Source organism: Latilactobacillus sakei subsp. sakei DSM 20017 = JCM 1157, from assembly GCF_002370355.1.
Taxonomy (GTDB): domain Bacteria; phylum Bacillota; class Bacilli; order Lactobacillales; family Lactobacillaceae; genus Latilactobacillus; species Latilactobacillus sakei.
On sequence record NZ_AP017929.1, the window covers coordinates 805,534 to 828,877 of the forward strand.

Here is a 23,344-nt window from a genome sequence, read left to right on the forward strand (position 1 = left end):
TTAGCCGACTTCATACTCTTTTTTTGTATCGAGGTGGCCAGTACGTAATAAGAGGCCATTGATGGTATCGGTTAGTGTGATTTGTAAGGCGGCACTAACTTGTTGGATTGATTGTGGCTGATCTGTGCGTAACCAACTGGCGGTATAGGCAACAATCGCACCTGAGAGGTAATCAAGTAGAAATTGTTGATAAGTTGGGGATAACGTTAAATGGTGTAGCTGCGTCAAATCGTTGATAATAATTTGAACGAGTTGCCGTAGATGATGGTTAAAGTGGGTTTCAAATGAGTTTTGACCATTAATTGTAATCGCATTTTGATAGAACGTGCGGTTGTCTTCAAAATAAGTCAGTAGTTGTTCTAAAATAATGGTCCAGTGAGGGTAAGTCAGGTGATCAGCAACGTATTCGCCGATTTCTTGATCGTAAATCCAAGTTAGCAAGGCATATTTATCAGGAAAATAATCATAAAAGGTTTGGCGGCGAATGCCAGCCGTGGTCATAATGAGCGTCACGCTAATTTGCTTAAATGGGGTATCAACCATAAGCGCCTTAAACGCTGTGGCAATCTTTTTTTGAATCGTAACTGACATCAAAACGCCTCTTTCTACAAAAAAAGTCGCCCATTAGTGAATGACGACTTTGGTATTGACTGGGATTGCTTGATAAAACCACTTCGCATCAGCGACCGATAGCCGAATACAGCCGTGAGAATTGGATGTTTCGCCTAATTTTTGCGCTTCATCGGGGAGAAAATTCCCTGCTTTATCGGTTGGGACACTGTGGAAAAGGTAGACACCGTGATCTAAAAATGACCGCCAGTATTTAGCCCCTTCACCAGAATTGCCATTAAAGAAGGCTTCACCGTGTTCTTCTTGAATATGGAAAGTACCTTTAGGTGTAGGAGAATCGCTCGTGCCGGTTGAAGCACGCATGGTATAGAGCCGCTTTTCATCGTCCATTAAGTAGACGCGGTGCTTCTTGATTGAAACATCAATCCAAAAATGTGCGTATTTCTTAACATCTGGATAGGGTTTCTTTTCAGAAGGGGCGTGCCAATCAAGCGTTTTTTTAGAAGTTTGCTTTTTAGTTGTTTGTTTCACGTGTGCTGTTTGTGAATGAGTAACACTCGCAGTTGGTTTAGCCGGTTGGTGATGTGAGGTAGACCAATTAATACCAAGCACCACTAATAATAAGATTAACAGGCCACCGAGAGTTAACCAAAGACGTGAAGGTTTTTTTTCATTTTAATGCTCCAATCGGTCTGAATTAACATCATTATACGGGAATCATAGAGCAATTTCAAATAGGGATAGCTTGCGGTAATCGCTTGATTAAGCTAAAATAGACCAGTAATCACGAATATTAGGAGCTTAAGATGGTCAATAAAAATGCAATTATTTTAGCAGCGGGTAAAGGTACTCGCATGAAGTCAAAATTATACAAGGTATTGCACGAAGTTTGCGGTCGACCAATGGTGGACCACGTGTTAACCGAAGTCGAAAAAACAGCACCTGCAACAGTTGTCACAATTGTGGGACATGGCGCAGAAAAGGTGAAAGATTATTTAGGTGATCGTTCACAATATGCCCTACAAGCAGAACAACTAGGAACAGGCCACGCTGTTTTACAAGCTGAAGATTTATTGAAAGACCAAGATGGTATTACAATTGTGGTCAGTGGTGATACACCATTATTAACAGCTGGCACTTTTGAAAAGCTATTTGCTTACCATCATGACAAGGGCGCTAAAGCAACTATTTTGACGGCCACAGCACCAGATCCAACTGGCTACGGCCGGATTATTCGTAACGATATTGGCATCGTTGAAAAAATCGTTGAACAAAAAGATACAAATGATAAAGAAGCTGCTGTTAATGAAATTAACACAGGTGTTTACTGTTTCGACAACAAGACACTTTTCCAAGCACTTCATGAAGTCACAAATGAAAATGCCCAAGGTGAATACTACCTCACAGATGTGGTTGAAATCTTGAAGAAGAAGGGCGAAATTGTAGCAGCTTACAAGATGCCAAACTTCGAAGAATCAATGGGGGTTAATGACCGCGTTGCCCTATCACAAGCTACCAAAGTGATGCGTCAACGCATTAACACAGCGCATATGCGAAATGGTGTCACATTGATTGATCCAGAAAGCACTTATATCGAAGTCGGTGTTAAAATTGGCAACGATACAATTATTGAACCTAATGTTGTCTTAAAAGGCAACACAACGATCGGTTCAGATTGTTTCGTCGGTGCTGGCTCAACAATTGTTGATTCAACAATCGAAGATAATATTCAAATCACAAGTTCAACCATTGAATCAGCAATCATGCATACAGGCTCAAATATTGGTCCTAACAGCCACTTGCGTCCTAACGCTGAAATCGGTGTGGATGTACATGTTGGGAACTTCTGTGAAGTGAAAAACGCTAAAATTGGCGACCGCACGAAGATTGGTCACTTAAGTTATGTTGGCGATGCAACCCTGGGGACTGACATTAATGTTGGCTGTGGCGTTGTCTTTGTTAACTACGACGGTGTGGCTAAACACCATGCAAACGTTGGTAGCCACGTCTTCATCGGCAGCAACTCAAACATCGTGGCCCCAGTTGAAATTGCTGATCACACATTCATCGCAGCTGGTTCAACAATCACAGACGATGTCCCAGAAAAAGCAATGGCCATCGCCCGTGCACGTCAAACAAATAAAGAAAACTACTGGGCTAAATTGCCAGTCGCAAAAGACGAAGAATGGCAATAGAGTGCTGTCTGTCGCGGTTAGTAATTGAGCATTAATTAAAAAATAGTATTAATCCAGGGTTTAGGATTAACACTATTTTTAGATTAAGCGGAAATTACTGTGACAAGAAGCACATTTCAGGTTAGAGCGTGTTTGTGACGATTAGTGTTGTAAAGCACGTCTTGAAATAAAAATCGTCCGTAATCTTATTTCTGAGATTACGGACGATTTTTTTATGTTTGTCGTTATTTTAAAATTGAGAAATAATCGCGCATTAAGCAGGTGATTAGAAAAGCGGGCCATAACCAAATTGAGCCACTTAAAAAGAAGATTAGCAGGAGTATGATTAGACATCCTATCGCAGTGATTGCCCATCCCAATTTTGTGATCCGATAATTTTTAGGATTGTAATTTGGGTGGCTGGGGTAGAAAAAACGGTACTGATAAATCAAGACTGCAACGAATAAAATGAGACCCAAAATGAAATAGGGCATGCTGAGATGGAATAAGCGATCGGTAGTAATCATAATTACCAGAATTAAAAGATAAAGATTATTAAAAATAGCATATTTAAGTCGCGTCATAGAAATCTCCTTTTTCAATTAGTGTACCTTGTCACGCATTAAATGACAATTGGATTCACAACCAAAAATAATCAAGCATTTTTTCGAATTTAACGGTATACTAAACGGGAGGTTCGATGGTTATAGCTATTAACATTTAATTCTCTCTTGCATTTCTAATGAACAGCGCTTACTTAGCGTAAATTAAAATCTTTTTTAGGTTTTAATCTTGATTTTCATTGCGAAAATGCCTAGAATTTAAATAGGTACTTACTTAAATTTTTGGAGGCTGACATGTCTGAACAATATTTCGACCCTAAGTTGAAAATCTTTGCTTTGAACTCTAATAAGCCCTTAGCTGAGAAAATCGCAGCTGAAGTTGGGGTTCCTTTAGGAAAATCTTCTGTTAAACGTTTTAGTGATGGTGAAATTCAGATCAATATTGAAGAAAGTATTCGTGGTGACGAAATTTTCTTAATTCAATCAACATCTGCACCAGTTAATGATAACTTGATGGAAATCTTGATTATGATTGATGCATTACGTCGTGCATCTGCTAAAACAATCAACGTTGTGTTACCTTACTATGGTTACGCACGTCAAGATCGCAAGGCCCGCTCACGTGAACCAATTACTGCTAAATTAGTAGCAAACATGTTAACGATGGCTGGCGCTGACCGTATTTTAGCATTAGACTTACATGCCGTACAGATCCAAGGCTTCTTCGATATTCCAGTTGATCACTTAATGGGTGCACCATTATTAGCTGATTACTTCTTAAGCAACGACTTAGCAGAAAACGCCGTTGTTGTTTCACCTGATCATGGTGGTGTGACACGTGCTCGTAAATTGGCTGACTTCTTGAAGACACCAATCGCAATTATCGACAAACGTCGTCCAAGACCTAATGTTTCAGAAGTCATGAACATTATTGGTAACGTTAATGGTAAACGCGCAATCATTATCGATGATATGATTGATACTGCTGGTACAATTACATTAGCAGCACAAGCTTTAAAAGATGCCGGTGCTACTGAAGTCTTTGCTTGTTGTACACACCCTGTTTTATCAGGTCCTGCTATCCAACGTATTGAAGATTCAGTTATCAAGCAAATGATTGTTACAGATTCAATCGACCTTCCAAAAGAAAAACTAATTGATAAGATGGTTCAAGTTTCAGTCGGCCCACTAATCGGGGATGCGATCAAACGAATCCATGAAAACAAACCAGTTAGTCCATTGTTCGAAAATAGATTTAAACGTTAATCAGAAATTAATCGGAAGTCGCCGCATTTTATGTGGTGGCTTCTTTTTTTGTCCACCTGAAAAAGATTTCCAACAGTAGTGATTGCTGAAAATGAAGGCGCGTCGTATGCTATCTGTAAGCGTAATCTTAATAAAAAGAGGGCAAGTATAATGGCAAATCATTTCTTAGAAACGACTAAAGGACAACTCATTATCTCATGTCAGGCATTAGCGGATGAACCACTTCATAGTTCATTTATCATGGCGCGGATGGCAAAGGCGGCATATGAAGCGGGTGCCAGTGCCATTCGGGCGAATTCTGTTGTAGATGTGCAGGCCATTATGGATACCGTGCCACTTCCTGTGATTGCTTTAGATAAAGTCGATTACCCGGATGCACCAATCTATATCACACCAACGCTCAAAGAAATGCGAGGAATCGCAGCGACTGGCGCAGCGGTTGTGGCCTGCGATGTCACAGGCCGCCCACGCCCCAATGGCGAGCAGTTAGAGACAATTGTTGCCACGATGCGTGCTGAGTATCCCGAAACATTATTGATGGCTGATACAGCGAGCCTGGCAGATGTGGAGGAATCTAACCGACTAGGATTTGATCTTGTTGGGACAACGATGTATGGTTATACACCAGCAACGGTAGGCTGTAATATTGCTGATAATGATTTTGACTACTTGAAAAAGGTCTTGGCGTTATCTAAAGTACCAGTGATTGCGGAAGGTAAAATTGATTCTCCAGAGAAAGCGGCCGCCGTTCTTAAACTCGGTTGCCATAGCGTTGTCGTGGGTTCAAGTATCACACGTCCGCAGTTGATTGCTAAGCATTATGTCGACGCGATTCAAGTTAAATAAGCGCCGGTCTTTCTAAAAGCCGCGTGGTCTTCTATAATAAAGAGAAGACAGATCTCGGTTTTTAAAGGAGTTACAATGGCAATTATCGAGCATATCAAACAACAATATTCTTTTTTATCGCCACAAGAACAGAAGGTGGCCCTAGCGGTGATTCAAAAAGGGGCGAGCATTCAGCGGATTGGGATTGATGAACTAGCCGCTGAACTGCAAGTTAGTAATTCAACCATTTCGCGGTTTGTTCGTAAGATTGGCTGTCAAAACTTCGTCGATTTTAAATTGCAATTTAGCGAGGGCCCCCAACCAACGATGACGGGGGTTCAAGGACAGGTTGATCATGAATCGCAAACGTCCGTTGAAATTTATCAATTCTACCAAGATGTCATCACTAAGACACAGGCACGGATTAAACAAGCGGACCTTGATCAGTTGGTTAGTTGGATCAAAACCAGCCAGCAGCTTTTTATCTATGGTTTGGGTAGTTCAGGCTATACGGCCGCGGAGTTTGGGCAGCGATTAACCCGAATGGGCATTCAAGCGACTGTTGTGACTGAAAGTCATATGATGTTGATGACCTCTCGGATTATTAACAAAACGGATTTAGTGATTGGTCTATCAAATTCTGGTAATACGGAAGAGGTCAATCAAGCGGTCCAAAATGCGCGGGAAAATGGTGCTAAAACGGCCGCAATTACCAGTGGGACTGATAGTCCATTGGCAGCTGCGAGTGACTTGACGTTGTTTGTTGAAGATAGCATTGGCTTTGCCAGTGCGCGGTTTGTGAACTCACAATTTGCGCTGACCTATGTTATCGATATTTTGGCGATGTTACTTTTAGAAGATGAGCAATACAATTGGCGAATGAAGCAAACAGTGGATACGATTATGCACCACAAACTTAAAAAGTAATTAAAAAAGGGCGTGTGCCATAAGTCGGGATATCCCGAGGATTAACACAGAATGGCGAATGATTGCTGTAAGCAATCGTTTGACATTCAGGGTTAACCGGAAGAATATGACTTATAGAACACGTTTATATCATCAATATTCGGATATCGAAAAAGGAGCTGAAGACAAAATTACTTTTGTCCCAGCTCCTTATTTCATGGTGTGAATAATAGCTTATTGATGATCCTTGTTTGCCAACAAGTCGCGGATTTCCTTCAAGTATAGTTCTTCTTGAGTAGGTGCTGCTTCTTCAGCAACTTCTTCTTCTGTCTTCTTGCCCATGTCGCGAAGTTTGTTGAATCCTTTGACGATTAGGAAGACGATAATAGCGATGATCAAGAAGTTAATCACGTCGTTGAGGAAGTTCCCAATTTGGAAAACAGCCTTAGTTCCCGGAATTGTGACAGCAATCCCTGAAAGATCCACTTGACCGACGAATAATGAAATAATTGGATTGATTAAGTTTTTAGTTAATGAATCTACGATACTCTTAAGTGCAGCCCCCAAAATAACCCCGACTGCCATGTCTAGCACGTTGCCGCGCATAATAAATTCTTTAAATTCTTTAATCATAAAGCGATCCCTCCATACTATTAATTGTTTTCAAGGAAAATTATACCGTATTTTGCCCAGAGAATAAATAATAATGGATGGTCGCTGACAATAAAGTGAGATAATATTTGTTATTTTCATGAAAAATCGTTAAGATAGGAACGAGTTAAAAATTAAAGTAATTGAGGCCTATCGTATGAATTGGATTGTACAATTGTACCAGCCTTTCTTTGAATTAAATAACTGGCAAACAGTTATTCGTTCTTCTGAAGATTGGTTATTGATTTTAACATTGGTGATTATGGAATGCTTGCTATCAGTCGATAACGCGGTTGTGTTAGCTGCACAAACCCAAAGTTTACCAACAAAAATTGAACAGGAAAAATCACTAGTTTATGGTTTGTGGGGCGCTTATCTATTCCGCTTTATCATTATTGGTGTTGGGACTTTCTTGATCCACTTATGGGAGATCAAAGTCGCAGGTTCGCTCTATTTAGTTTACTTAGTCTATGCTTATTTCAGGAAACAAAAACAACCTAAGCAAGTTAAAAAACCGGGTTCTAAAATTAGTAGCCCACATCGTTTCTGGCGGACGGTTATCTCAATTGAATTAATGGATATCGTCTTCTCGATTGATTCAGTTTTAGCCTCATTAGCGATTTCAAGTAACCCTGTGATTGTCTTGATTGGTGGGATGATTGGGATTATCTGTATGCGGGGGATTGCCCAGATTATTGCGCGTTTGATGGAAAAGATTCCAGAATTAAACCCGATGGCGTATATCTTGATTCTCTTCATCGCGGTGAAGTTGTTCTTATCAATTCCAGCGATTGATATTGAAATTCCCAATCTTGTGTTCGCGGGCATTGTCTTCGGAACAATCTTGATTACGCTAGGGATTCACTATATTCGTAAACAACGAGCATAAAAAAGGACCGACAATTGTCGGTCCTTTTTTTTAATTAAGATGGTTCAATAAGACTGCTAGAATCGCAAATAGTAAACTGCAGATTGTTACAAATAATAACTGATGGCGTTTCATCGAGAGAATCGCGATGAATTCACGGATGGTTGCGTTGGGTAAGAAGTATTTCGACGTCTTAGCGCCAATACCATCAGCTTTGAGATGGGCTTGTTTAGCGAATAGTCCAGCACGGAAAGTGTGGTAGTTGTTCGTTGAGAAGATAATTCGGGGTTTATCTTTATCCGTATCGGCTTCGATAATTTGCTTTGAAAACTGCATGTTTTGAAGTGTGTTGACGGATTTTTCTTCCGTTAACGTCTGTTCAACAGGGATGCCATGGTCGATTGCGTAGCGTTGCATGGCGACTGATTCAGGGAGCTTTTCATCCCCACCTTGTCCGCCGGAGAAGACGAGCTTCGGTGCCGGACGGCCTTTTTTGACTTGGCGGTGGTAGAAGGTCATTGCCCGTTCAATCCGACTGGCTAACAGTGGTGGCACGTACTGTCCGTCAATTAAGCCACTACCCAAAACGATGATGTAGTCTTGATTATACCGTGGTCGGTTGAATAGATAGATAATCAGTGAAGAAAGATAAAGATAGAAAAATAACGGGATGTAAAGTAGAAAAACGGTGCTAATTGTTCCGATGAAAATCCGTAAATCTTCGGGCACATGGAGTAAGTTGGCCAACATAGGCACGAAGAAGAGGGCAATTAACCCTAACCCGATAAACAGGGTCAGCATGTTCGAAAGTGTGTGGCTTTCTTTTTTCCAAACGATGTAGGCGTTCCATAAAAAGAGTAAGAAGCCAAACAAGTAGAAAAACAAGATAATCAGAAAGGCGACAATCGCTGCGGCGAGGGCAATATAATAAACGTTGCGACTATCCGATTGAAAAACGAGAATGGCCAGTTCACCAACCGCCGTGGCAAGAAAGCCATTAAAGACAATCCCGTTGATAAACCGACGCTTTTCAGTCAGTTGCAGTCCGACAAACAGCGCTAAGAAGATCAGCGGTAAGATGTAAAAATGATCGATAAAGGTGTTCATAAGTGACTCCTAAAGGATTTTATTTATTGAGTGCATATTTTTCGATGGCATAAGCAACGCCGTCTTGACCGAGGTGATTACTCTTCGTAATGACTTTGGCAATTTTTTTAAGTTCAGGAATAGCGTTATCCATGGCAACTGGTAAACCAGCGTAAGCTAACATTGACAGGTCATTGCCTTGATCACCGACCGCCATCACTTCTGATTGGTCGATGGCCAACGCATTGGCTAAGTCACGTAAGCCATTGCCTTTACCAGCTTTGGTGTTGAGGACTTCTAGGAAATAAGGTTCACTTTGGACAAATTGATAACGATCGAAGAACTCCGTTGGAATCTTGGCTTTACCTTCAGCTAGAACTTCAGGATCGTCAATCAGCATCACTTTTGAAAAGGCCTTGTCAGGGGCAATTTCATCAACGTGGCGGAATTTAATTGGCATATTAACCAAGGCACTTTCACCAATGGTATAAGGACTGATGTCGCGGTTGGCCGTGTAGATGAATTGATCATCTTCGGCATGAAGGTGAACGCTAATTGTCCGTGAAAGTATCTCGAGTTCTAAGTATTGTGCGTGTGTCAGGGTGTGACGCACTAAGATTTCACCAGTAGCGGTATTTTGAACTAAGGCGCCATTAAAGGTAACCACATAATCAGAACTATCTGTGAGGCCTAATTCATGTAAGAAAGGTGTGACACCAGTGAGTGGGCGACCGGTACAAAGGACCACTTTGATGCCCTGGGCTTTAGCGGCCTTGACCACTTCAATGGTTTTGGGGCTGAGGACGTTATTTTCGTTTAACAAAGTACCATCCATATCGACTGCGACGAGTTTAATTGACATAATGAGAAACACTCCTTATTGGTTGTGGGGGTGCGCTTGAATCGCACCATTATTAATGTAGCTGTTAAATTGTTGATAAATTGGTGCGAAAACTTCGAGATTAGCGGTATTGCGCATTTCTTTAGGGAAATAGAACCGTTCGTCTCCCGAGAACTTACCTGAAATGGCTGCGACCAAGTTACTGATTGAAGAAAGCTCATTCAGTTGCCCATCAGATTGAATAATCTCAATCTGGGTTTTGGGCGATTTAGCCGACGGGTCATAGGCATCATAGGGGAGGTCAAAGCTATTGTTAACGGCGGTGTAGTAAGTCGCGTTGTAACCGGCTTGTTCGGTGAGGGCCCGCATCTCTGGTAAGCAATCTGCCGTTGATGGATTAAATTTCACCGATTTTAAAGGACGACGGCTGAGAAAACGGCCCGCTAAATCCTTCAAAACGGTATCGGGGCAGTCTAACCAGTAAATAAAATAGGTATTTAAGACGCCATCATCGAGTTTAAGATAATCCCGCAAGGTGAAATCCTGTTCGAAAAAGGGAATCAATAATTGAGGGGCCAAGCTTTGATGATGATCCGGTTGTTCGTAGAGAAATTTAGCGCGTTGGAGCAATTTTTGTAAGACGACTTCCATGCCGCGTGAGACGGGATGGAAATAAACTTGTTGATACATTTGGAAACGGCTGACGATATAATCCTCAACGGCATGCATGCCGTTGGCTAAAAAGGCAATCCCATTAGCGTAGGGGCGCATGACTCGCAAAACACGGGTTAAATCGAATTCACCATATTTGGTACCGGTATTATAGGCATCCCGCAATAGATAATCCATGCGATCGGCATCAATTTGACTTGAAATCATCTGGACCACCTGGGGATTAGGATAAGTGTGGTCAATGACGCTCGCCACTTTTGCCGGGAAATCAGGTGCCACTTGGCTGAGAATTTGATTGACCTTGGTTTCAGGCGTCATAATAATTTGGCGCGTAATCGATTCATGATCCGTATTAAAAATATGTTCAAAAGTATGTGAATAAGCACCATGGCCGATATCGTGTAACAAGGCCGCGCAGAGTGCGACAAGTCGTTGGCTGTCATCCCAAAGACCATCGCCTGGCTGTTTGGTGGGGTAATTGATTTGGAATTGGTCACAGATTTGACGCGTGATCTCATAAACGCCTAAAGAATGGGTAAATCGTGAATGTTCTGCCCCTTGGAAGACATAGGAGGTCGTGCCCAACTGCTTAATTCGGCGGAGTCGTTGAAATTCTGGCGTATCGATTAAATCGAGAATTACTTGATAGTCGACACGGATATAATTATGAACAGGATCGCGAAATACTTTTTCGCGGGTTAGTTTCTGCAGGGCATAGGTCACAAAAAAATCTCCTTCTAAGGCTGGTATCCTGGTTGATACCGGCGCAATAATTGTGTGTTCTTGGTCAGTTGTGTTTGGTAGTCGGCTTCTTGCATCAGTGTTTGTAAATCTGATTGCAAGGTTAACCCGGAATTTGATTGCAAGCTAGCGCTTAATTGTTGGCTGACACTAGCCACCGTGAGTGGTTGGTGCAGTAAATCAGCGAGGTTAGCCATTGTTTCGGGATGCACATCTGGGAAGGTCCAACGCGTTTGTTGTTGGGCTTTGCCAGCTTGATAGAAATGCTGCATTAAAGTGCCACGTGCTTGTTGGTCGCCTTCAATGCTAGCGTATAGTAAAATCGCAATCCCGTTTTTGGAGCGTCGTTGCGCAATGCCAGCGAACTTTTGCCCGTTGATACTAAGGTCATATTCGCCGGGGCAGTAAGAATGCTGCACTTCAAAATGCTCGATGGTGATATTGCTCGTGTTGAAGGTCTCGCTAAAAAGGGTCTTCATTAATTCATAAGCCGCATTAATAGAGAGGTGATCAGCGACTTCTGGCAGGTAAAAGCCCAGATTGAGAATACCGGTATCGGCAACAATGCCAAGACCACCAGCGTTCCGGACAAAATAGTGATAGCCCGCGGCGGTCAATTGATCAGTAGCAGCGGTCAATTCAGGCAATTTGGTATCCATCATGCCTAAGATGACTGTTTTTTCGAGTGTCCAAAAATGAATAATTGGTTGTTGGCATTCTTTGGTGAGGGCCAACAGTGTATTCGCGTGGGCAAAAGCGAGTTGACCTTGGTCAGCCGAAAATTGTTGATTAACAACGGACCATGTTTTCTGGGGATAAAGGGTCGCTAAATCTTGCAAAATAACACCTCACAATTCATTAATATACCTATAATTATAGCTTAAATTAGGATAACTGTCTTTAACTAAGGCGGGATTGCTTAATCAAAGGTGGCATGGCTAATTTGTTTAGCTTATAATGTAATTAATTTAGAATTTAGAGGGAGTTTATCATGGCTAGCAAAAAGAGTACGCCGATTAAAATTCATCTTGAAACAGAAATTACACAAGATGGTCAAACCGAAAGCCACGTTTTCGATGAAGAAGGCGAATTGATCCAAATGGGCACGACGACTTATCTTCGTTACTTAGAACACGCACAAGGCCAAGAAACGGCCGTGCGCTTTAAGTTAGCAGAAGATGGGCAAGTCCAATTAACGCGTGGCACCGAAAAAGATGCGACACAATTACGCCTCTATTTTAAAATGCACGATGCACAGGGCTCACTTTACCAAACACAATACGGCAACTTACCAGTTTTGACGACGACTAATCATTTATTGATGACATTATCAGACGAACCACTTAGCGGTGAAGTTGTTGTTCATTATCAATTAGAAATCAGCCAACAGGTTGTTGGTGATTACAAATTACGATTGATTTTTAATGCTTAAACTAGTATGATTAAGGATAGACTGTTGAAAGGACGTGTACTGGTTGAAATTAGACGTTTTTAAAGGCCAAAATAAAGAAGAACTATCAATGATAGAAGTCGCTCACGCAATTTTAGAAGGCAAGGGCGACACAATTGCATTTGCTGACTTAACGAATGAAGTCCAAAATTATTTAGGCAAAAGTGATGAAGAAGTGCGTGCACGCTTATCACAATTTTATACAGATTTAAACGAAGATGGTAGCTTTATTTCTTTAGGCGAAAACGTTTGGGGCTTGCGTTCTTGGTACCCATATGAATCTGTCGATGAAGAAGTTAACCATCCAGAAGATGAAGAAGACCAACCAACTAAGAAGAAGCGTCGTAAGAAGGTTAATGCTTTCTTAGCCGATGTGGCTGATGACGACGATGTTATTGATTACAGTGATGATGATCCTGAAGACGAAGATTTAGACGTTGAAGATGAGGCAGAACTTGCAGTAACAGATGATGATTCTAGTGATGATCTAACTGAATATAAAGCAGACTTACAAAGCATCGGCGACGATGACGATGATGAAGACGACGATGCGCTTGAAGATGGTATCGAAGGTCAATTATCAGAATTTAGCGAAGATGATGATGAAGACGAAGAAGACGAGGATGACGATTTATAGTCGTTGCTCTAATATTCAACGTTCAAACAAAAAAGAGGTGTCAGGACAAATGATTTTGTCTGGGCACCTCTTTTTTAGATTTAGTTGACTGTTTCAAAGTGTTGTTCATAATGCAGAGCGGCCCCCACTAGATTGGCATCGTTTTTAAAATGGCAGATTTGTAGGTTGGGCTGTTTGAAGGCCTGTTCAGGATTTGAATAGAAACGTTTATAAAAATTGATACGGCTATCTGGGGCAGTGAGCAACGTTTCAATATGAGTCTTCAGCTCTGGCAGCAAATCGGGGCTGTTGCTAATGCCGCCGCCAATGCCGATAATTTCTGGTTGATAGGCGGCATTTAAGAAAATCAGGATTTCAGCGAGTGACGCACACATCTGATCAACTTCTTGACTAGCGATGGGATCGCCTTGTTTCGCCAATTCAAAAACAGTTTTGCCATCGATCGTGTTAGGCAGTTTGAAATTCTTCAGTGAGACAGTCTTACCAATTTGAACGGGTGAGACTTTGGAATTGTTGAGTGTTTTGAGTGTATCAGCGAACCGCTTTTCAGGATTATCGAACTTCTCGGCAAGATTTTTTAAGATGAGGCCCTCTTGAACGATGGCCAAACCGATACCGGAACCGATAATTGTGAATAACGCGTTTTGATGATTTTGGCCCACGCCGAGGGTCATTTCCGCCAAAGCGGCACTTTCGGCATCGTTTTGTAAGGAGACGGGGCGGTTTAATTGGGTTGCAAAATCGTGTTGGAACTCACCGAGATGAAGAAAGGGTACATAGCTCATGCCGTGAACAATCCCTGTGTCTTCGTCCGGTTCACCAGGACAGCTCACCGCAATCCCAGCAATTGGTTCGTGTGCAGCACAAATGTCAGCTACTGTTTGATAGAACTTGTTCCGGGTGAGGGGTGTTGGAAACTGGTCTTGATCTTCGAGTTTTTGGGCCGTCCAAAAGCCGTATTTAACGGCCGAACCACCGATATCTAATACTAAGATTGTTTCTGTGGATTGAACCATAGTCGCAAACCTCCTTGATTTTAACAACCACCCTATAGTACTACAAAAAAGCGTCTAAAAGCAGTTAATAAGTTAGGTGATTTTTGCTTGACGCTAAAATAGATTTCTTGTATTATATTCTATGGGCGCTTTACAATTATTTGTGAAGCCAGAATCGGTTAACAAGCTCCCTGTTCATTTTGAATAGGGAGCTTGTTTTTGTTTTTTGTTGTTTCCCAGAGAACTGAAGGATTAGCATTGGCTAAGAAGAAAAGGAGAATATTTATATGACCAAATATGTTTTTGTAACAGGTGGCGTTGTTTCCTCATTAGGTAAAGGAATCGTTGCGGCTTCACTCGGTCGTTTATTAAAGAATCGTGGCTTAAAAGTAACGATTCAAAAATTTGATCCATACATCAACGTGGATCCCGGTACAATGAGCCCTTACCAACATGGTGAAGTTTTCGTAACAGATGATGGTACTGAAACTGATTTAGATCTTGGCCATTACGAACGTTTTATCGACAACAATTTAAATAAATATTCTAACGTGACGACAGGTAAAATTTATTCAGAAGTTTTACGTAAAGAACGTAAAGGTGAATACCTTGGCGCAACTGTTCAAGTCATTCCACATATCACAAACATGATTAAAGAAAAAATCATGCGTGCTGCGACAACTACTGATTCAGATATCGTCATTACTGAAATCGGTGGGACTGTTGGTGATATTGAATCACTACCATTCTTAGAAGCACTTCGTCAAATGAAGGCGGATGTCGGTGCTGAAAACTGTATCTACATTCACACAACATTGGTGCCTTACTTAAAGGCTGCTGGTGAAATGAAGACTAAACCAACACAACACAGTGTTAAAGAATTACGTGGTATTGGTATCCAACCAAATGTCTTGGTTTGTCGGACTGAAAAAGCAATTCCAGATGACATGCGTAACAAGATTGCGCAATTCTGTGATGTTGAACCCGAAGCAGTTGTTGAATCACGCGATGCAGAATCAATCTACGATATTCCATTGTTATTGAAGAACCAAGGTTTAGATGATTTTGTCTTGAACCACTTCAAGATGACAGCCCCAGAAGCTGACATGACAGAATGGATCGACATGTTACACACAATCAAGAACCTTGAAGGTACAAAGAAGATTGCCTTGGTTGGTAAATATATCGAATTACAAGATGCTTACATCTCAGTGAATGAAGCATTACGTCATGCTGGTTATGTTTATAACACAGACGTTAAAGTGACACCAATTCAATCAGAAGATATCACTAAAGAAAATGTTGCTGAAACATTAGCTGGTTTCGATGGCATCATCGTGCCTGGTGGTTTCGGCGATCGTGGTTTGGAAGGGATGATTCTTTCAATCCAATATGCCCGTGAAAATGATGTGCCATATCTTGGTATCTGTTTAGGGATGCAAATGGCAAGTATCGAATTTGCCCGCAACGTTGCCGGTATCACAGATGCCACAACTGGTGAAGTGCACCCAGATGCAGAACACAAATTAATCGACATCATGTCAGATCAAAAAGATCTTGAAAATATGGGTGGAACACAACGTCTTGGTTTGTACCCATGTAAGTTAAAACCAGGTACTAAGACTGCCGAAGCTTATGATAACCAAAGTGTTATCCAACAACGTCACCGTCACCGTTATGAATTCAATAACGAATACCGTGACTTGTTAACAGACAAGGGCTTAGTATTTGCTGGTACTTCACCTGACAACCGTTTAGTTGAAGTCATCGAAATTCCAGAAAACAAATTCTTCGTGGCTGCACAATATCACCCAGAATTCTTATCACGTCCAAACAAACCAGAAGGCTTGTTCAAAGCATTCATCGGCGCAACAATGTAATTAATAAAAACTCGGCTCATTTGTGGGCCGAGTTTTTTTGTCCACTGATTCACAAGGGATTCAATGTCTGAATTAATTAAAAAGTTATTGCTATAAACTATAATTTGTTATAAAACGAATGATATTCTGAGAATGGCTTGTAATTTAGCAATTAATTAATTATTATTATACGTGTATGACTTATTTAGAAACGATATAACATGTTTTTAGGTATGTTAACAAATCAATAATCAATTAAATAATAAACTTGGAAAGCCAAAAGCGTACTTTAAGTTGCAATAACTTAGTTAATTAGTCAACGGAAGTTTGCTCTTTTGTTATGAATCGAACGGAGAAATCTAAAAAATGAAAAAAATGTTAATTCAAGGCGGTAATCTTCTATCAGGGGAAGTGACAATTGGCGGCGCTAAAAACAGTACGGTAGCAATTATCCCAGCAGCGATTTTGGCAGAATCCAAAGTTGTTCTGGATAGTGTGCCGCACATCAAGGACGTCAACAGCTTACTATCAATTTTAGAAGATATGTCGGTTACTTCAACCTTCACGGGCGATACGGTTGAAATTGATCCGACAAATATTGTATCAACACCTTTACCAAGTGGTAAAATTCAAAGTTTACGGGCTTCATATTATTTCATGGGGGCTTTGTTAGGACGTTTCGGTAAAGCAATCGTGGGCTTGCCTGGTGGCGATGATATCGGACCACGGCCAATCGACCAACACATCAAAGGTTTCGAAGCCCTTGGTGCGGTGGTTACCAATAATCATGGGGCGATTGAAATTAACGCACCAGAAGGCTTACACGGCGCTAAAATTTATCTAGACATGGCATCAGTTGGGGCAACCATTAACCTATTATTGGCTGCTGTTCGTGCTGAAGGTCAAACAGTCATTGAAAATGCTGCGCGTGAACCTGAAATTGTCGATATTGCGACTTTCTTAAATAATATGGGTGCGAAGGTTCGTGGCGCCGGTACTGATATTATTCGGATTGAAGGGGTGGCCCACTTATACGGCCACAACACACATACGATTATTCCTGACCGGATTGAAGCCGGGACTTACCTCAGCATGGCAGCTGCCATCGGTGACGGGGTGAACGTTAAAAATATCATTAGCGAACATATGGATGCTTATCTTGCTAAGTTAGAAGAAATGGGCGTTAAGATGGATGTTAAAGAAGACAGTATTTTTGTTTATCCATCACCTGATTTGAAGATGGTACAAGTCAAGACAATGCCATATCCTGGTTTTGCGACTGACTTACAACAACCCTTAACACCACTTTTATTGAAAGCACAAGGTGAAGGCCTAGTTGTTGATACGCTTTATCCTAAACGGACGCGTCATGTCCCAGAATTAATTCGGATGGGTGCGGATATCTCAATCGAAAATGATGTTATCTTATTGCACCATGCGGATAAATTGCAAGGTGCAGAAGTATCAGCCGATGAAATTCGTGGTGGCGCATGTCTGATGATCGCGGGCTTGATGGCCAACGGTGTGACAACCATTACGAACGCAAGTAATATTTTAAGAGGATATGATCGCGTTATTGATAAACTAACGGGCCTCGGGGCTGTCGTCAAAATGGTTGAAGAATAACCGCGAACGTCTATTGTTTTTTGTTGGCATTCGTGCTAATATTTAATGGTTATGTAAACAAATATCTCTGACATAGTAAATATCTCAGGGCGAAACTTAAGTTGAGTGCCATTTCGGTGGCACACTAACTTTAGTAAAAAGGAGCGGAAAAGACATGAAACAAGGTATTCATCCAGATTATCACAAGGTTGTATTTATGGATTCATCAACTGGCTTCAAGTTCATCTCAGGTTCAACTGCTAACTCAGCTGAAACTGTTGAATGGGAAGACGGTAACACATATCCATTAATTCGTGTTGAAATTTCATCAGATTCACATCCATTCTACACTGGTAAACAAAAATTTACTCAAGCAGATGGTCGTGTCGATCGTTTCAACAAAAAATATGGTTTTGCAGACAAGAACGCTGCCAAATAATTATTTTGGAACCGGGGAATTTTTCCCTGGTTTTTTTTTGCACAAAAAAGACACGATTGGACGTTCAATCGTGCCTTTTACGGTTATTTAATGCATAATTGCTGAATTTTGTGCGTACCGATACAAGCTATTAGAATGATTGGGAAAAATTGAAGCGGTAATAAGAAGAGTAATAATGTCGCCGTGACGTACGGTTGCGCTACGATGATAGTACAGCTGACGGCTACTACGGTTGCGACAAGCAGTCCTGGGGTGTAGGGGAAGAGGACTGCCAAACTTAAACCGATTGCTGCACTGGCGAAGATGGCTGGAAAAATTTTACCACCGCGCCACCCGAAAGCAAAGATGAGGTTGGTTAAAACTGTTTTGCCAAGTCCGATTAAGAGTAAGTAGCCAAACGATTGATCCAAGCCGGATTTGGTAAAGGTTAGTAAATAGTGTTCTCCGGAAAACAGTAAATAGGGGGACAATAGACCGCAAGCGCCTAGGCAAATACCAGCGATAACGGCGAGTAAAACTGGTCGGTGAATGGTGTCGGCAAGCCACTGACACCATTGTTCGATTTTTAAAAATAGATTGCCAAAAACGAATCCGACAATTAATGCTAAAATAAGTAATGGCCAGACTGCCAATGTCCAATGAATGGTTGGCGTGTGTAAGGCAAACGGGCTTTCTTTGGGGAATAATTGATTGACTAAAGTAAAACCAAGTAACCCCGTGGCCGTCGTTAGAATATATAATAGCATTTGGTTGAAATGGGATTTAAAGTGTTCGCGAAGCGGCGTTTTTTCAATAGCCTCACCCACACCAGCGAATGGGGCGTGGAAAATAGTAGCCAGCATTGCGCCAATTCCCATATTTAAAAATAGTGTTTGTTGGTGGGCTGTTAATTTAAGGCGATCACCCAACCAAGTGATCAAGCCGCCGACGATAGCTGATAATGCTGCTTCGGGCCCTAAACTGGCACCGCAAGCTAGGACGACTAAGGCCGCAATGATATTTTTACCGACTTGATGCTGATAGGCAACGGCGCCGGTTTGTTTGAATTCGCTAAGTGTTTCGTGCATTGTTTTCGGATAAGGACCCCAAGAACGCTGCATTAAACCAACGAGGATGCCACCGAATAATCCGATGACTAAGGGATAGGCAGGATGGTTGAAATGTGAATAACCAACTTGCCAAATAAGGTGTGTGCTGAGGTTGATAAGCGCTAAGAAGGCGGCGGCTAAGCCACCAATTAATAAGCCTAACAGTAAGCTGTATAGTACAAAGATAATTTTAAATTGCGTGGTTTTAGTGGTCGATGATGGCATAGGCCCTCCTAAAAATGGGATTATTTATGCACTATTATGCACTAACCACGTGTATTTGACCATAGTGGAATTGTGATTAATCATGGAGGAGAATAATAATGAAAATTGATCGGCTACAAGCATTTAGTGACGGGGTTTTTGCGATTTTGCTGACACTGCTAGTGTTAGATTTTAAGTTGCCCAACTACAAGATTGGGCATTTGGGGCAAGCTGTAATCGCGTAATGGCCCATTTTAGCAGCGTATATGTTATCATTTTTTTATGTAGGAACGTTATGGTTATTTCATCATGACTATTTTGCTAAAATTAAACGGACGAATTGGCAACTCAATATCTTAAATTTGATTCTATTGTTTGCCATCACGCTGATTAATTACCCGACGAGTCTGTTATCCGAAGCAGTTGCGCAACGAAATTTAGCGGATATTCGCTTTGCATTCACAAGTTATGCACTAGTGGCGTTGGTGATCTCGGGTCTATTTTGGGTATTGTACCGGTTCATGGCGGTGCATCAAGATTTGATGATCCATCAAGAACAACACGAACAATTCTACCGAGCCATTCGCAATGATCCACTACGGAGTGTGCTGATTTACGTAATTGCATTGGTGGGGATTCAGTTTAATGTCGTTGTCGGGGCATTATTAATCCTCTTGGGAAACGTCTTCCACTTTATTGCGTATTTGCGTTTGAGTCGGAATATTGAAAAACATCATTTAATTGAATAAGGAGTGATAAAAGTGGCAAAACGAACACAAAATTGGCGCTGGGTCGATTGGGTCTACGTCTTCACGATTGCGAGTCATTTGCTATATATCGGAATTGCTTTAGAAGAAATGTTAAATCATCCCGATCAAAATGCGGGTTTAGCCTTTACGATGGTTCAAGTTGTTGGGGGGCTAGTCATTGCGACCTTACCAATTATCTTGGAACGGTTTATGCGTTATCGATTCCCAGAAATATTATATGCCGTTTATTTAGTTTTTATCTATTGTTCGATTTTATTAGGGACCGGGTTACATTTTTATAGTCAAATCTATTATTGGGATAAATTCCTGCATATTTTAAGTGCTGGCTTGTTGGCAGGCTTAGGTTATACGATTTTTTCAGCCTTGATTTCGAGTCATTTACGCCAAACTATTTCACCATTATTGATGAGTATCTTTGCTGCAACGTTTGGCAGTACAATTGGTGTTTTCTGGGAATTCTACGAGTTCACAGGTGATCGCTTATTAGGTCTAAACATGCAACGTTTTATGGCAAATGGCCACTTACTACGTGGACAAGCGGCATTAGTTGATACGATGGGCGATTTATTAGCAGATGTGGTCGGCTCAATTTTAATCGCAATCATCGGTTATTTCTGTATTAAACACAACCGGGAATGGCTAAATAAATTAACGTTTACCAAGAAATAAGAGTGACATAACAACCGGTTTGATTCTGAGCACTTGCCTAATCGTGCAAATAAGCGACGTCAGTCGATTGTTTGTGCGACGTAGCAAGGCACAGGAGTCAGGTTGAGTAAACGCGTTTCTAAAAGTAAAAGGGCGCTAAGACAAAAGTAATTTTGTCTTAGCGCCCTTTTTATTAGTCGAATTTTTATCGGCTAAACGTGTTCTATCAGTCATATTCTTGCGGTTAACGCCGAATGTCAAACGATTGCTGTCAGCAATCAATCATTCGCCACTCTCTGTTAATCCTCAGAATATCTTTGACTGATGGCACACTCTTTTTATTAAGATGTTTTTTTAGCCGCGTCCGCTCGATTTTTACGAAGAACACGGGTATTTTGATTGACCCAAAAGAGGTTAATCACGACTAAGACGGTGGTGGAAATGAAGACTCCACCATAACCGAAAAAGCCAGAAACGCTTGAACCAATTAGTGGTCCGGCAACGTTGCCCATTGCTTGGAAGGATTGGTTATAACTGAAAATACGGCCGGCGGAATTATGCGGCGAGTATTTGGCTAGAATGGTTTGAACTTGTGGTAATAAAGCTGCATCGGCAATCCCGACAAGCAGACGCAAGGCGCCTAATTGCCAAACGTTTTGAACGAACGCTTGGGGGATGTAGACGAAGACCGCGAAGATCAAACCACCAATCAGGATTTTATCGGACCCGATTCGATCACCGAGGGCACCAAAGCGCGGTGCGGCAATCAGGGTCGCAATCCCCGGAATCGCGGCGACAATCCCGCTGACTAACGCGACATTTTTGCCATGGTCCATTAATTGGCGAACGTATAAACTTAACAACGGACTAATCGAGTTGTTGGAAGCTTGAATAATCATTGTTGTGACAAACATCCCGATAATTAAATGGGGATATTTAAGATTTTGGATCAGTTGTTTACCGGGAACTTGATCACCTTTTTCGATTGGTGTGAAGTTTTCATGAACGAAAGCTAAACAGAGTAAGAAGACGACGAATAAAATGGTTCCGGTAATGAAGAAGGTCGTTCGGTAACCAGTCATTTCAGCAACAACGCCACCAAGTAGTGGGCCTAACAGAGTTCCAGAAACGGTCCCAGTTGTCAGGGTTCCTAAGGCTTGACCACTCTTTTCTTGAGGAGCGGAAGTTGCGATGAGGGCGTTTGAGTTACTGATATAACCAGAAAATACCCCTTGCAACAAGCGAAGTGCAATCAGCTCGTAGACGTTTTGGACTAAGCCCATTGCCCCTAGGACAATAGCCATTCCAAGTGAAGCACGGAGTAACATTAATTTACGACCGCGGCGATCGGCAATTTTGCCCCACCAAGGCGAGATAATGGCCGTTACTAAGAAGGTTGATCGAGTAGGTTAACCCACTCCACATACTCAGTTGTGCGGCGGAAAAATCGCCTAACGTATCTATATAAAGTGACATAAATGGCATGATGAGGCTAAAGGCAACCCCGGCCATGAAATTCCCAAACCATAAAACAACAAGGTTTTGCTCCCATTGTTCTCTGGGTCTGAATAAACGTTGACGGATATGAGTCAACATGAAACAATCATCTCGATTCTAATGAGTTAAAGCGGCGACCATTGCTTTTGATAAGCTTGGTAAGTCGCTAGTAGTGCAGGTTGTTGTGCAAAAATTTGTGTCAACTGTTGACTCTTAGCTTGAGGCAATTGGCGTTTAAAATATAAACGTTGTGTATGGTAGGCATCTAATGCGCATTTTTGCTGTTCTAAGGTACCAGATTGCGCGAAAAAGAGCAGCCAGTCTAAATACCAGTCTTTAGGGCTATCAGCCTCATAAAGCGCTAGTAGCACCATTAATTGTTCAGCAGGTGCAATTAATAGGTAGTGATTACGTTGCAACGGCGTCAGCGTCAAGTCATCGGTTTCAGGAACAACAATCGGTTTGGTACCTAATTGTGCGAGAAACTGGGAAAAAGAGGACGCAACAGTCAACCACTGGTCAACTTCGGTATCAATGTAGCGAATGCTGGGGTTATCAGGTGATTGTTGATAATCGAACGCAAAATATTGCGTACCGTGTTGACTAAATGGTATCAAATAATCAGGCCATTGCGCCACTTCTATGACTGTTTGTGAACCCGTTGCAATACCAGCGAGATAATGACACTCAACGTGGTCTAAACCATCACTAGTTGGTTCGCTAGTGGGAAGGCTAAAGCGGCTTAAAAACCCACCGTTAGTCTCTTGGCATAGTGCTAAATAATCCGCTGGTAAAGCTGCGTTAGGTTTGATAAATCGCGGATCAATCAGCCCGCTATCCGCAATTGTTGGGTGTGCAGAAAACATGTGAGACCTTCCTTTGCTAATAGGGATATCTCTCTAGTTTACCACTAATCGGTGATAGTTTTGAATTTTGTTAAGAATAATAATTCTGCTTTATTTGTGAATAAGAGTCTGCTACTATGAAGA

General features: G+C 41.6%; 21 protein-coding genes and 2 pseudogenes. 12 read left to right on the plus strand and 11 right to left on the minus strand.

Annotated elements, in window-relative coordinates; translation table 11 throughout:
• Positions 1-591 (minus strand): dihydroxyacetone kinase transcriptional activator DhaS, encoded by a 591-nt coding sequence (dhaS, locus tag LEUCM_RS04030; protein WP_016265641.1) that lies wholly within the window; start codon positions 589-591, stop codon positions 1-3.
• A 33-nt stretch (positions 592-624) separates the two neighbouring features.
• Positions 625-1,182: a L,D-transpeptidase gene (locus LEUCM_RS04035; RefSeq protein WP_235803820.1), complete on the minus strand. Its 558-nt coding sequence runs from the start codon at positions 1,180-1,182 to the stop codon at positions 625-627.
• A gap of 194 nt (positions 1,183-1,376) precedes the next feature.
• Between LEUCM_RS04035 and glmU the strand changes: the two genes are divergently transcribed.
• The 4 genes from glmU to LEUCM_RS04060 all read left to right on the plus strand — a co-directional run bounded on the left by glmU (position 1,377) and on the right by LEUCM_RS04060 (position 6,325).
• Entirely contained in the window at positions 1,377-2,765 is a 1,389-nt protein-coding gene (glmU, locus tag LEUCM_RS04040; protein ID WP_016265639.1) for a bifunctional UDP-N-acetylglucosamine diphosphorylase/glucosamine-1-phosphate N-acetyltransferase GlmU, read from the plus strand.
• Between the two features lie 836 nt (positions 2,766-3,601).
• On the plus strand, positions 3,602-4,573 hold the full coding sequence (locus tag LEUCM_RS04050; protein WP_011375338.1) for a ribose-phosphate diphosphokinase: 972 nt from the start codon (positions 3,602-3,604) through the stop codon (positions 4,571-4,573).
• A 150-nt stretch (positions 4,574-4,723) separates the two neighbouring features.
• A complete protein-coding gene (locus LEUCM_RS04055) occupies positions 4,724-5,419 on the plus strand; it encodes an N-acetylmannosamine-6-phosphate 2-epimerase (protein WP_025015957.1) in 696 nt (231 codons plus the stop codon).
• 75 nt (positions 5,420-5,494) lie between these two features.
• Entirely contained in the window at positions 5,495-6,325 is an 831-nt protein-coding gene (locus tag LEUCM_RS04060) for a MurR/RpiR family transcriptional regulator (RefSeq protein ID WP_016265635.1), read from the plus strand.
• Between the two features lie 213 nt (positions 6,326-6,538).
• On the opposite strand, the gene mscL is transcribed toward LEUCM_RS04060, so the two are convergent.
• Positions 6,539-6,937, minus strand: a complete 399-nt coding sequence (gene mscL, locus LEUCM_RS04065) for a large conductance mechanosensitive channel protein MscL (protein ID WP_011375330.1) — start codon at positions 6,935-6,937, stop codon at positions 6,539-6,541.
• Between the two features lie 175 nt (positions 6,938-7,112).
• Here mscL and LEUCM_RS04070 point away from each other — a divergent pair, with 175 nt between their 5' ends.
• The gene (locus LEUCM_RS04070) at positions 7,113-7,844 is read left to right on the plus strand and encodes a TerC family protein (RefSeq protein WP_011375329.1); all 732 of its coding nucleotides are present in this window, start codon (positions 7,113-7,115) and stop codon (positions 7,842-7,844) included.
• A 30-nt stretch (positions 7,845-7,874) separates the two neighbouring features.
• Here the strand turns inward: LEUCM_RS04070 and LEUCM_RS04075 are convergent, their stop codons facing one another.
• Genes LEUCM_RS04075 through LEUCM_RS04090 form a run of 4 tightly spaced genes read right to left on the minus strand, consistent with a single transcriptional unit; the run spans position 7,875 to position 12,002 of the window.
• Entirely contained in the window at positions 7,875-8,930 is a 1,056-nt protein-coding gene (locus LEUCM_RS04075) for a YdcF family protein (protein WP_025015956.1), read from the minus strand.
• A gap of 19 nt (positions 8,931-8,949) precedes the next feature.
• The gene (gene yidA, locus LEUCM_RS04080) at positions 8,950-9,771 is read right to left on the minus strand and encodes a sugar-phosphatase (RefSeq protein ID WP_025015955.1); all 822 of its coding nucleotides are present in this window, start codon (positions 9,769-9,771) and stop codon (positions 8,950-8,952) included.
• A gap of 15 nt (positions 9,772-9,786) precedes the next feature.
• Positions 9,787-11,145, minus strand: a complete 1,359-nt coding sequence (locus LEUCM_RS04085) for an HD domain-containing protein (RefSeq protein WP_025015954.1) — start codon at positions 11,143-11,145, stop codon at positions 9,787-9,789.
• A gap of 14 nt (positions 11,146-11,159) precedes the next feature.
• Positions 11,160-12,002, minus strand: coding sequence for a lipoyl protein ligase domain-containing protein (locus LEUCM_RS04090; RefSeq protein WP_011375325.1), 843 nt, complete (start codon positions 12,000-12,002; stop codon positions 11,160-11,162).
• Between the two features lie 152 nt (positions 12,003-12,154).
• Here LEUCM_RS04090 and LEUCM_RS04095 point away from each other — a divergent pair, with 152 nt between their 5' ends.
• The gene (locus LEUCM_RS04095) at positions 12,155-12,595 is read left to right on the plus strand and encodes a YwiB family protein (RefSeq protein ID WP_011375324.1); all 441 of its coding nucleotides are present in this window, start codon (positions 12,155-12,157) and stop codon (positions 12,593-12,595) included.
• 43 nt (positions 12,596-12,638) lie between these two features.
• On the plus strand, positions 12,639-13,250 hold the full coding sequence (gene rpoE, locus LEUCM_RS04100) for a DNA-directed RNA polymerase subunit delta (RefSeq protein ID WP_016265630.1): 612 nt from the start codon (positions 12,639-12,641) through the stop codon (positions 13,248-13,250).
• 80 nt (positions 13,251-13,330) lie between these two features.
• Here the strand turns inward: rpoE and LEUCM_RS04105 are convergent, their stop codons facing one another.
• Positions 13,331-14,266: an ROK family protein gene (locus LEUCM_RS04105; RefSeq protein WP_056936448.1), complete on the minus strand. Its 936-nt coding sequence runs from the start codon at positions 14,264-14,266 to the stop codon at positions 13,331-13,333.
• A 266-nt stretch (positions 14,267-14,532) separates the two neighbouring features.
• On the opposite strand from LEUCM_RS04105, the gene pyrG reads away from it, so the two are divergent.
• The 3 genes from pyrG to LEUCM_RS04120 all read left to right on the plus strand — a co-directional run bounded on the left by pyrG (position 14,533) and on the right by LEUCM_RS04120 (position 18,148).
• On the plus strand, positions 14,533-16,125 hold the full coding sequence (gene pyrG / locus LEUCM_RS04110; RefSeq protein ID WP_011375321.1) for a CTP synthase: 1,593 nt from the start codon (positions 14,533-14,535) through the stop codon (positions 16,123-16,125).
• A gap of 345 nt (positions 16,126-16,470) precedes the next feature.
• Positions 16,471-17,730, plus strand: coding sequence for a UDP-N-acetylglucosamine 1-carboxyvinyltransferase (gene murA / locus LEUCM_RS04115; RefSeq protein WP_011375320.1), 1,260 nt, complete (start codon positions 16,471-16,473; stop codon positions 17,728-17,730).
• A 154-nt stretch (positions 17,731-17,884) separates the two neighbouring features.
• Positions 17,885-18,148: a type B 50S ribosomal protein L31 gene (locus LEUCM_RS04120; RefSeq protein WP_004270647.1), complete on the plus strand. Its 264-nt coding sequence runs from the start codon at positions 17,885-17,887 to the stop codon at positions 18,146-18,148.
• Positions 18,149-18,231: 83 nt separating this feature from the next.
• Here the strand turns inward: LEUCM_RS04120 and LEUCM_RS04125 are convergent, their stop codons facing one another.
• Complete coding sequence (locus LEUCM_RS04125) at positions 18,232-19,461, minus strand: chloride channel protein (protein ID WP_016265628.1); 1,230 nt, start codon at positions 19,459-19,461, stop codon at positions 18,232-18,234.
• A 98-nt stretch (positions 19,462-19,559) separates the two neighbouring features.
• Between LEUCM_RS04125 and LEUCM_RS04130 the strand changes: the two are divergent.
• Together LEUCM_RS04130 and LEUCM_RS04135 are read left to right on the plus strand one after the other, a co-directional pair.
• Positions 19,560-20,189 (plus strand): annotated as a pseudogene (locus LEUCM_RS04130) (TMEM175 family protein).
• A gap of 12 nt (positions 20,190-20,201) precedes the next feature.
• Complete coding sequence (locus LEUCM_RS04135; RefSeq protein ID WP_011375316.1) at positions 20,202-20,879, plus strand: DUF2238 domain-containing protein; 678 nt, start codon at positions 20,202-20,204, stop codon at positions 20,877-20,879.
• Between the two features lie 320 nt (positions 20,880-21,199).
• On the opposite strand, the pseudogene LEUCM_RS04140 reads toward LEUCM_RS04135, so the two are convergent.
• Positions 21,200-22,454 (minus strand): annotated as a pseudogene (locus LEUCM_RS04140) (multidrug efflux MFS transporter).
• Positions 22,455-22,480: 26 nt separating this feature from the next.
• Positions 22,481-23,221, minus strand: a complete 741-nt coding sequence (locus LEUCM_RS04145) for an SMI1/KNR4 family protein (protein ID WP_035146668.1) — start codon at positions 23,219-23,221, stop codon at positions 22,481-22,483.
• Positions 23,222-23,344 lie beyond the last annotated feature (123 nt).

Excerpts from the sequence above, each read along its gene's own strand:
- murA (WP_011375320.1), top strand. The coding sequence starts at position 16,471 with ATGAAAAAAATGTTAATTCAAGGCGGTAATCTTCTATCAGGGGAAGTG.
- LEUCM_RS04050 (WP_011375338.1), top strand. The coding sequence starts at position 3,602 with ATGTCTGAACAATATTTCGACCCTAAGTTGAAAATCTTTGCTTTGAAC.
- LEUCM_RS04055 (WP_025015957.1), top strand. The coding sequence starts at position 4,724 with ATGGCAAATCATTTCTTAGAAACGACTAAAGGACAACTCATTATCTCA.
- LEUCM_RS04125 (WP_016265628.1), bottom strand. The coding sequence starts at position 19,461 with ATGCCATCATCGACCACTAAAACCACGCAATTTAAAATTATCTTTGTA.
- mscL (WP_011375330.1), bottom strand. The coding sequence starts at position 6,937 with ATGATTAAAGAATTTAAAGAATTTATTATGCGCGGCAACGTGCTAGAC.
- yidA (WP_025015955.1), bottom strand. The coding sequence starts at position 9,771 with ATGTCAATTAAACTCGTCGCAGTCGATATGGATGGTACTTTGTTAAAC.
- pyrG (WP_011375321.1), top strand. The coding sequence starts at position 14,533 with ATGACCAAATATGTTTTTGTAACAGGTGGCGTTGTTTCCTCATTAGGT.
- glmU (WP_016265639.1), top strand. The coding sequence starts at position 1,377 with ATGGTCAATAAAAATGCAATTATTTTAGCAGCGGGTAAAGGTACTCGC.
- LEUCM_RS04095 (WP_011375324.1), top strand. The coding sequence starts at position 12,155 with ATGGCTAGCAAAAAGAGTACGCCGATTAAAATTCATCTTGAAACAGAA.
- LEUCM_RS04070 (WP_011375329.1), top strand. The coding sequence starts at position 7,113 with ATGAATTGGATTGTACAATTGTACCAGCCTTTCTTTGAATTAAATAAC.
- LEUCM_RS04105 (WP_056936448.1), bottom strand. The coding sequence starts at position 14,266 with ATGGTTCAATCCACAGAAACAATCTTAGTATTAGATATCGGTGGTTCG.
- LEUCM_RS04120 (WP_004270647.1), top strand. The coding sequence starts at position 17,885 with ATGAAACAAGGTATTCATCCAGATTATCACAAGGTTGTATTTATGGAT.
- LEUCM_RS04075 (WP_025015956.1), bottom strand. The coding sequence starts at position 8,930 with ATGAACACCTTTATCGATCATTTTTACATCTTACCGCTGATCTTCTTA.
- LEUCM_RS04145 (WP_035146668.1), bottom strand. The coding sequence starts at position 23,221 with ATGTTTTCTGCACACCCAACAATTGCGGATAGCGGGCTGATTGATCCG.
- dhaS (WP_016265641.1), bottom strand. The coding sequence starts at position 591 with ATGTCAGTTACGATTCAAAAAAAGATTGCCACAGCGTTTAAGGCGCTT.
- LEUCM_RS04060 (WP_016265635.1), top strand. The coding sequence starts at position 5,495 with ATGGCAATTATCGAGCATATCAAACAACAATATTCTTTTTTATCGCCA.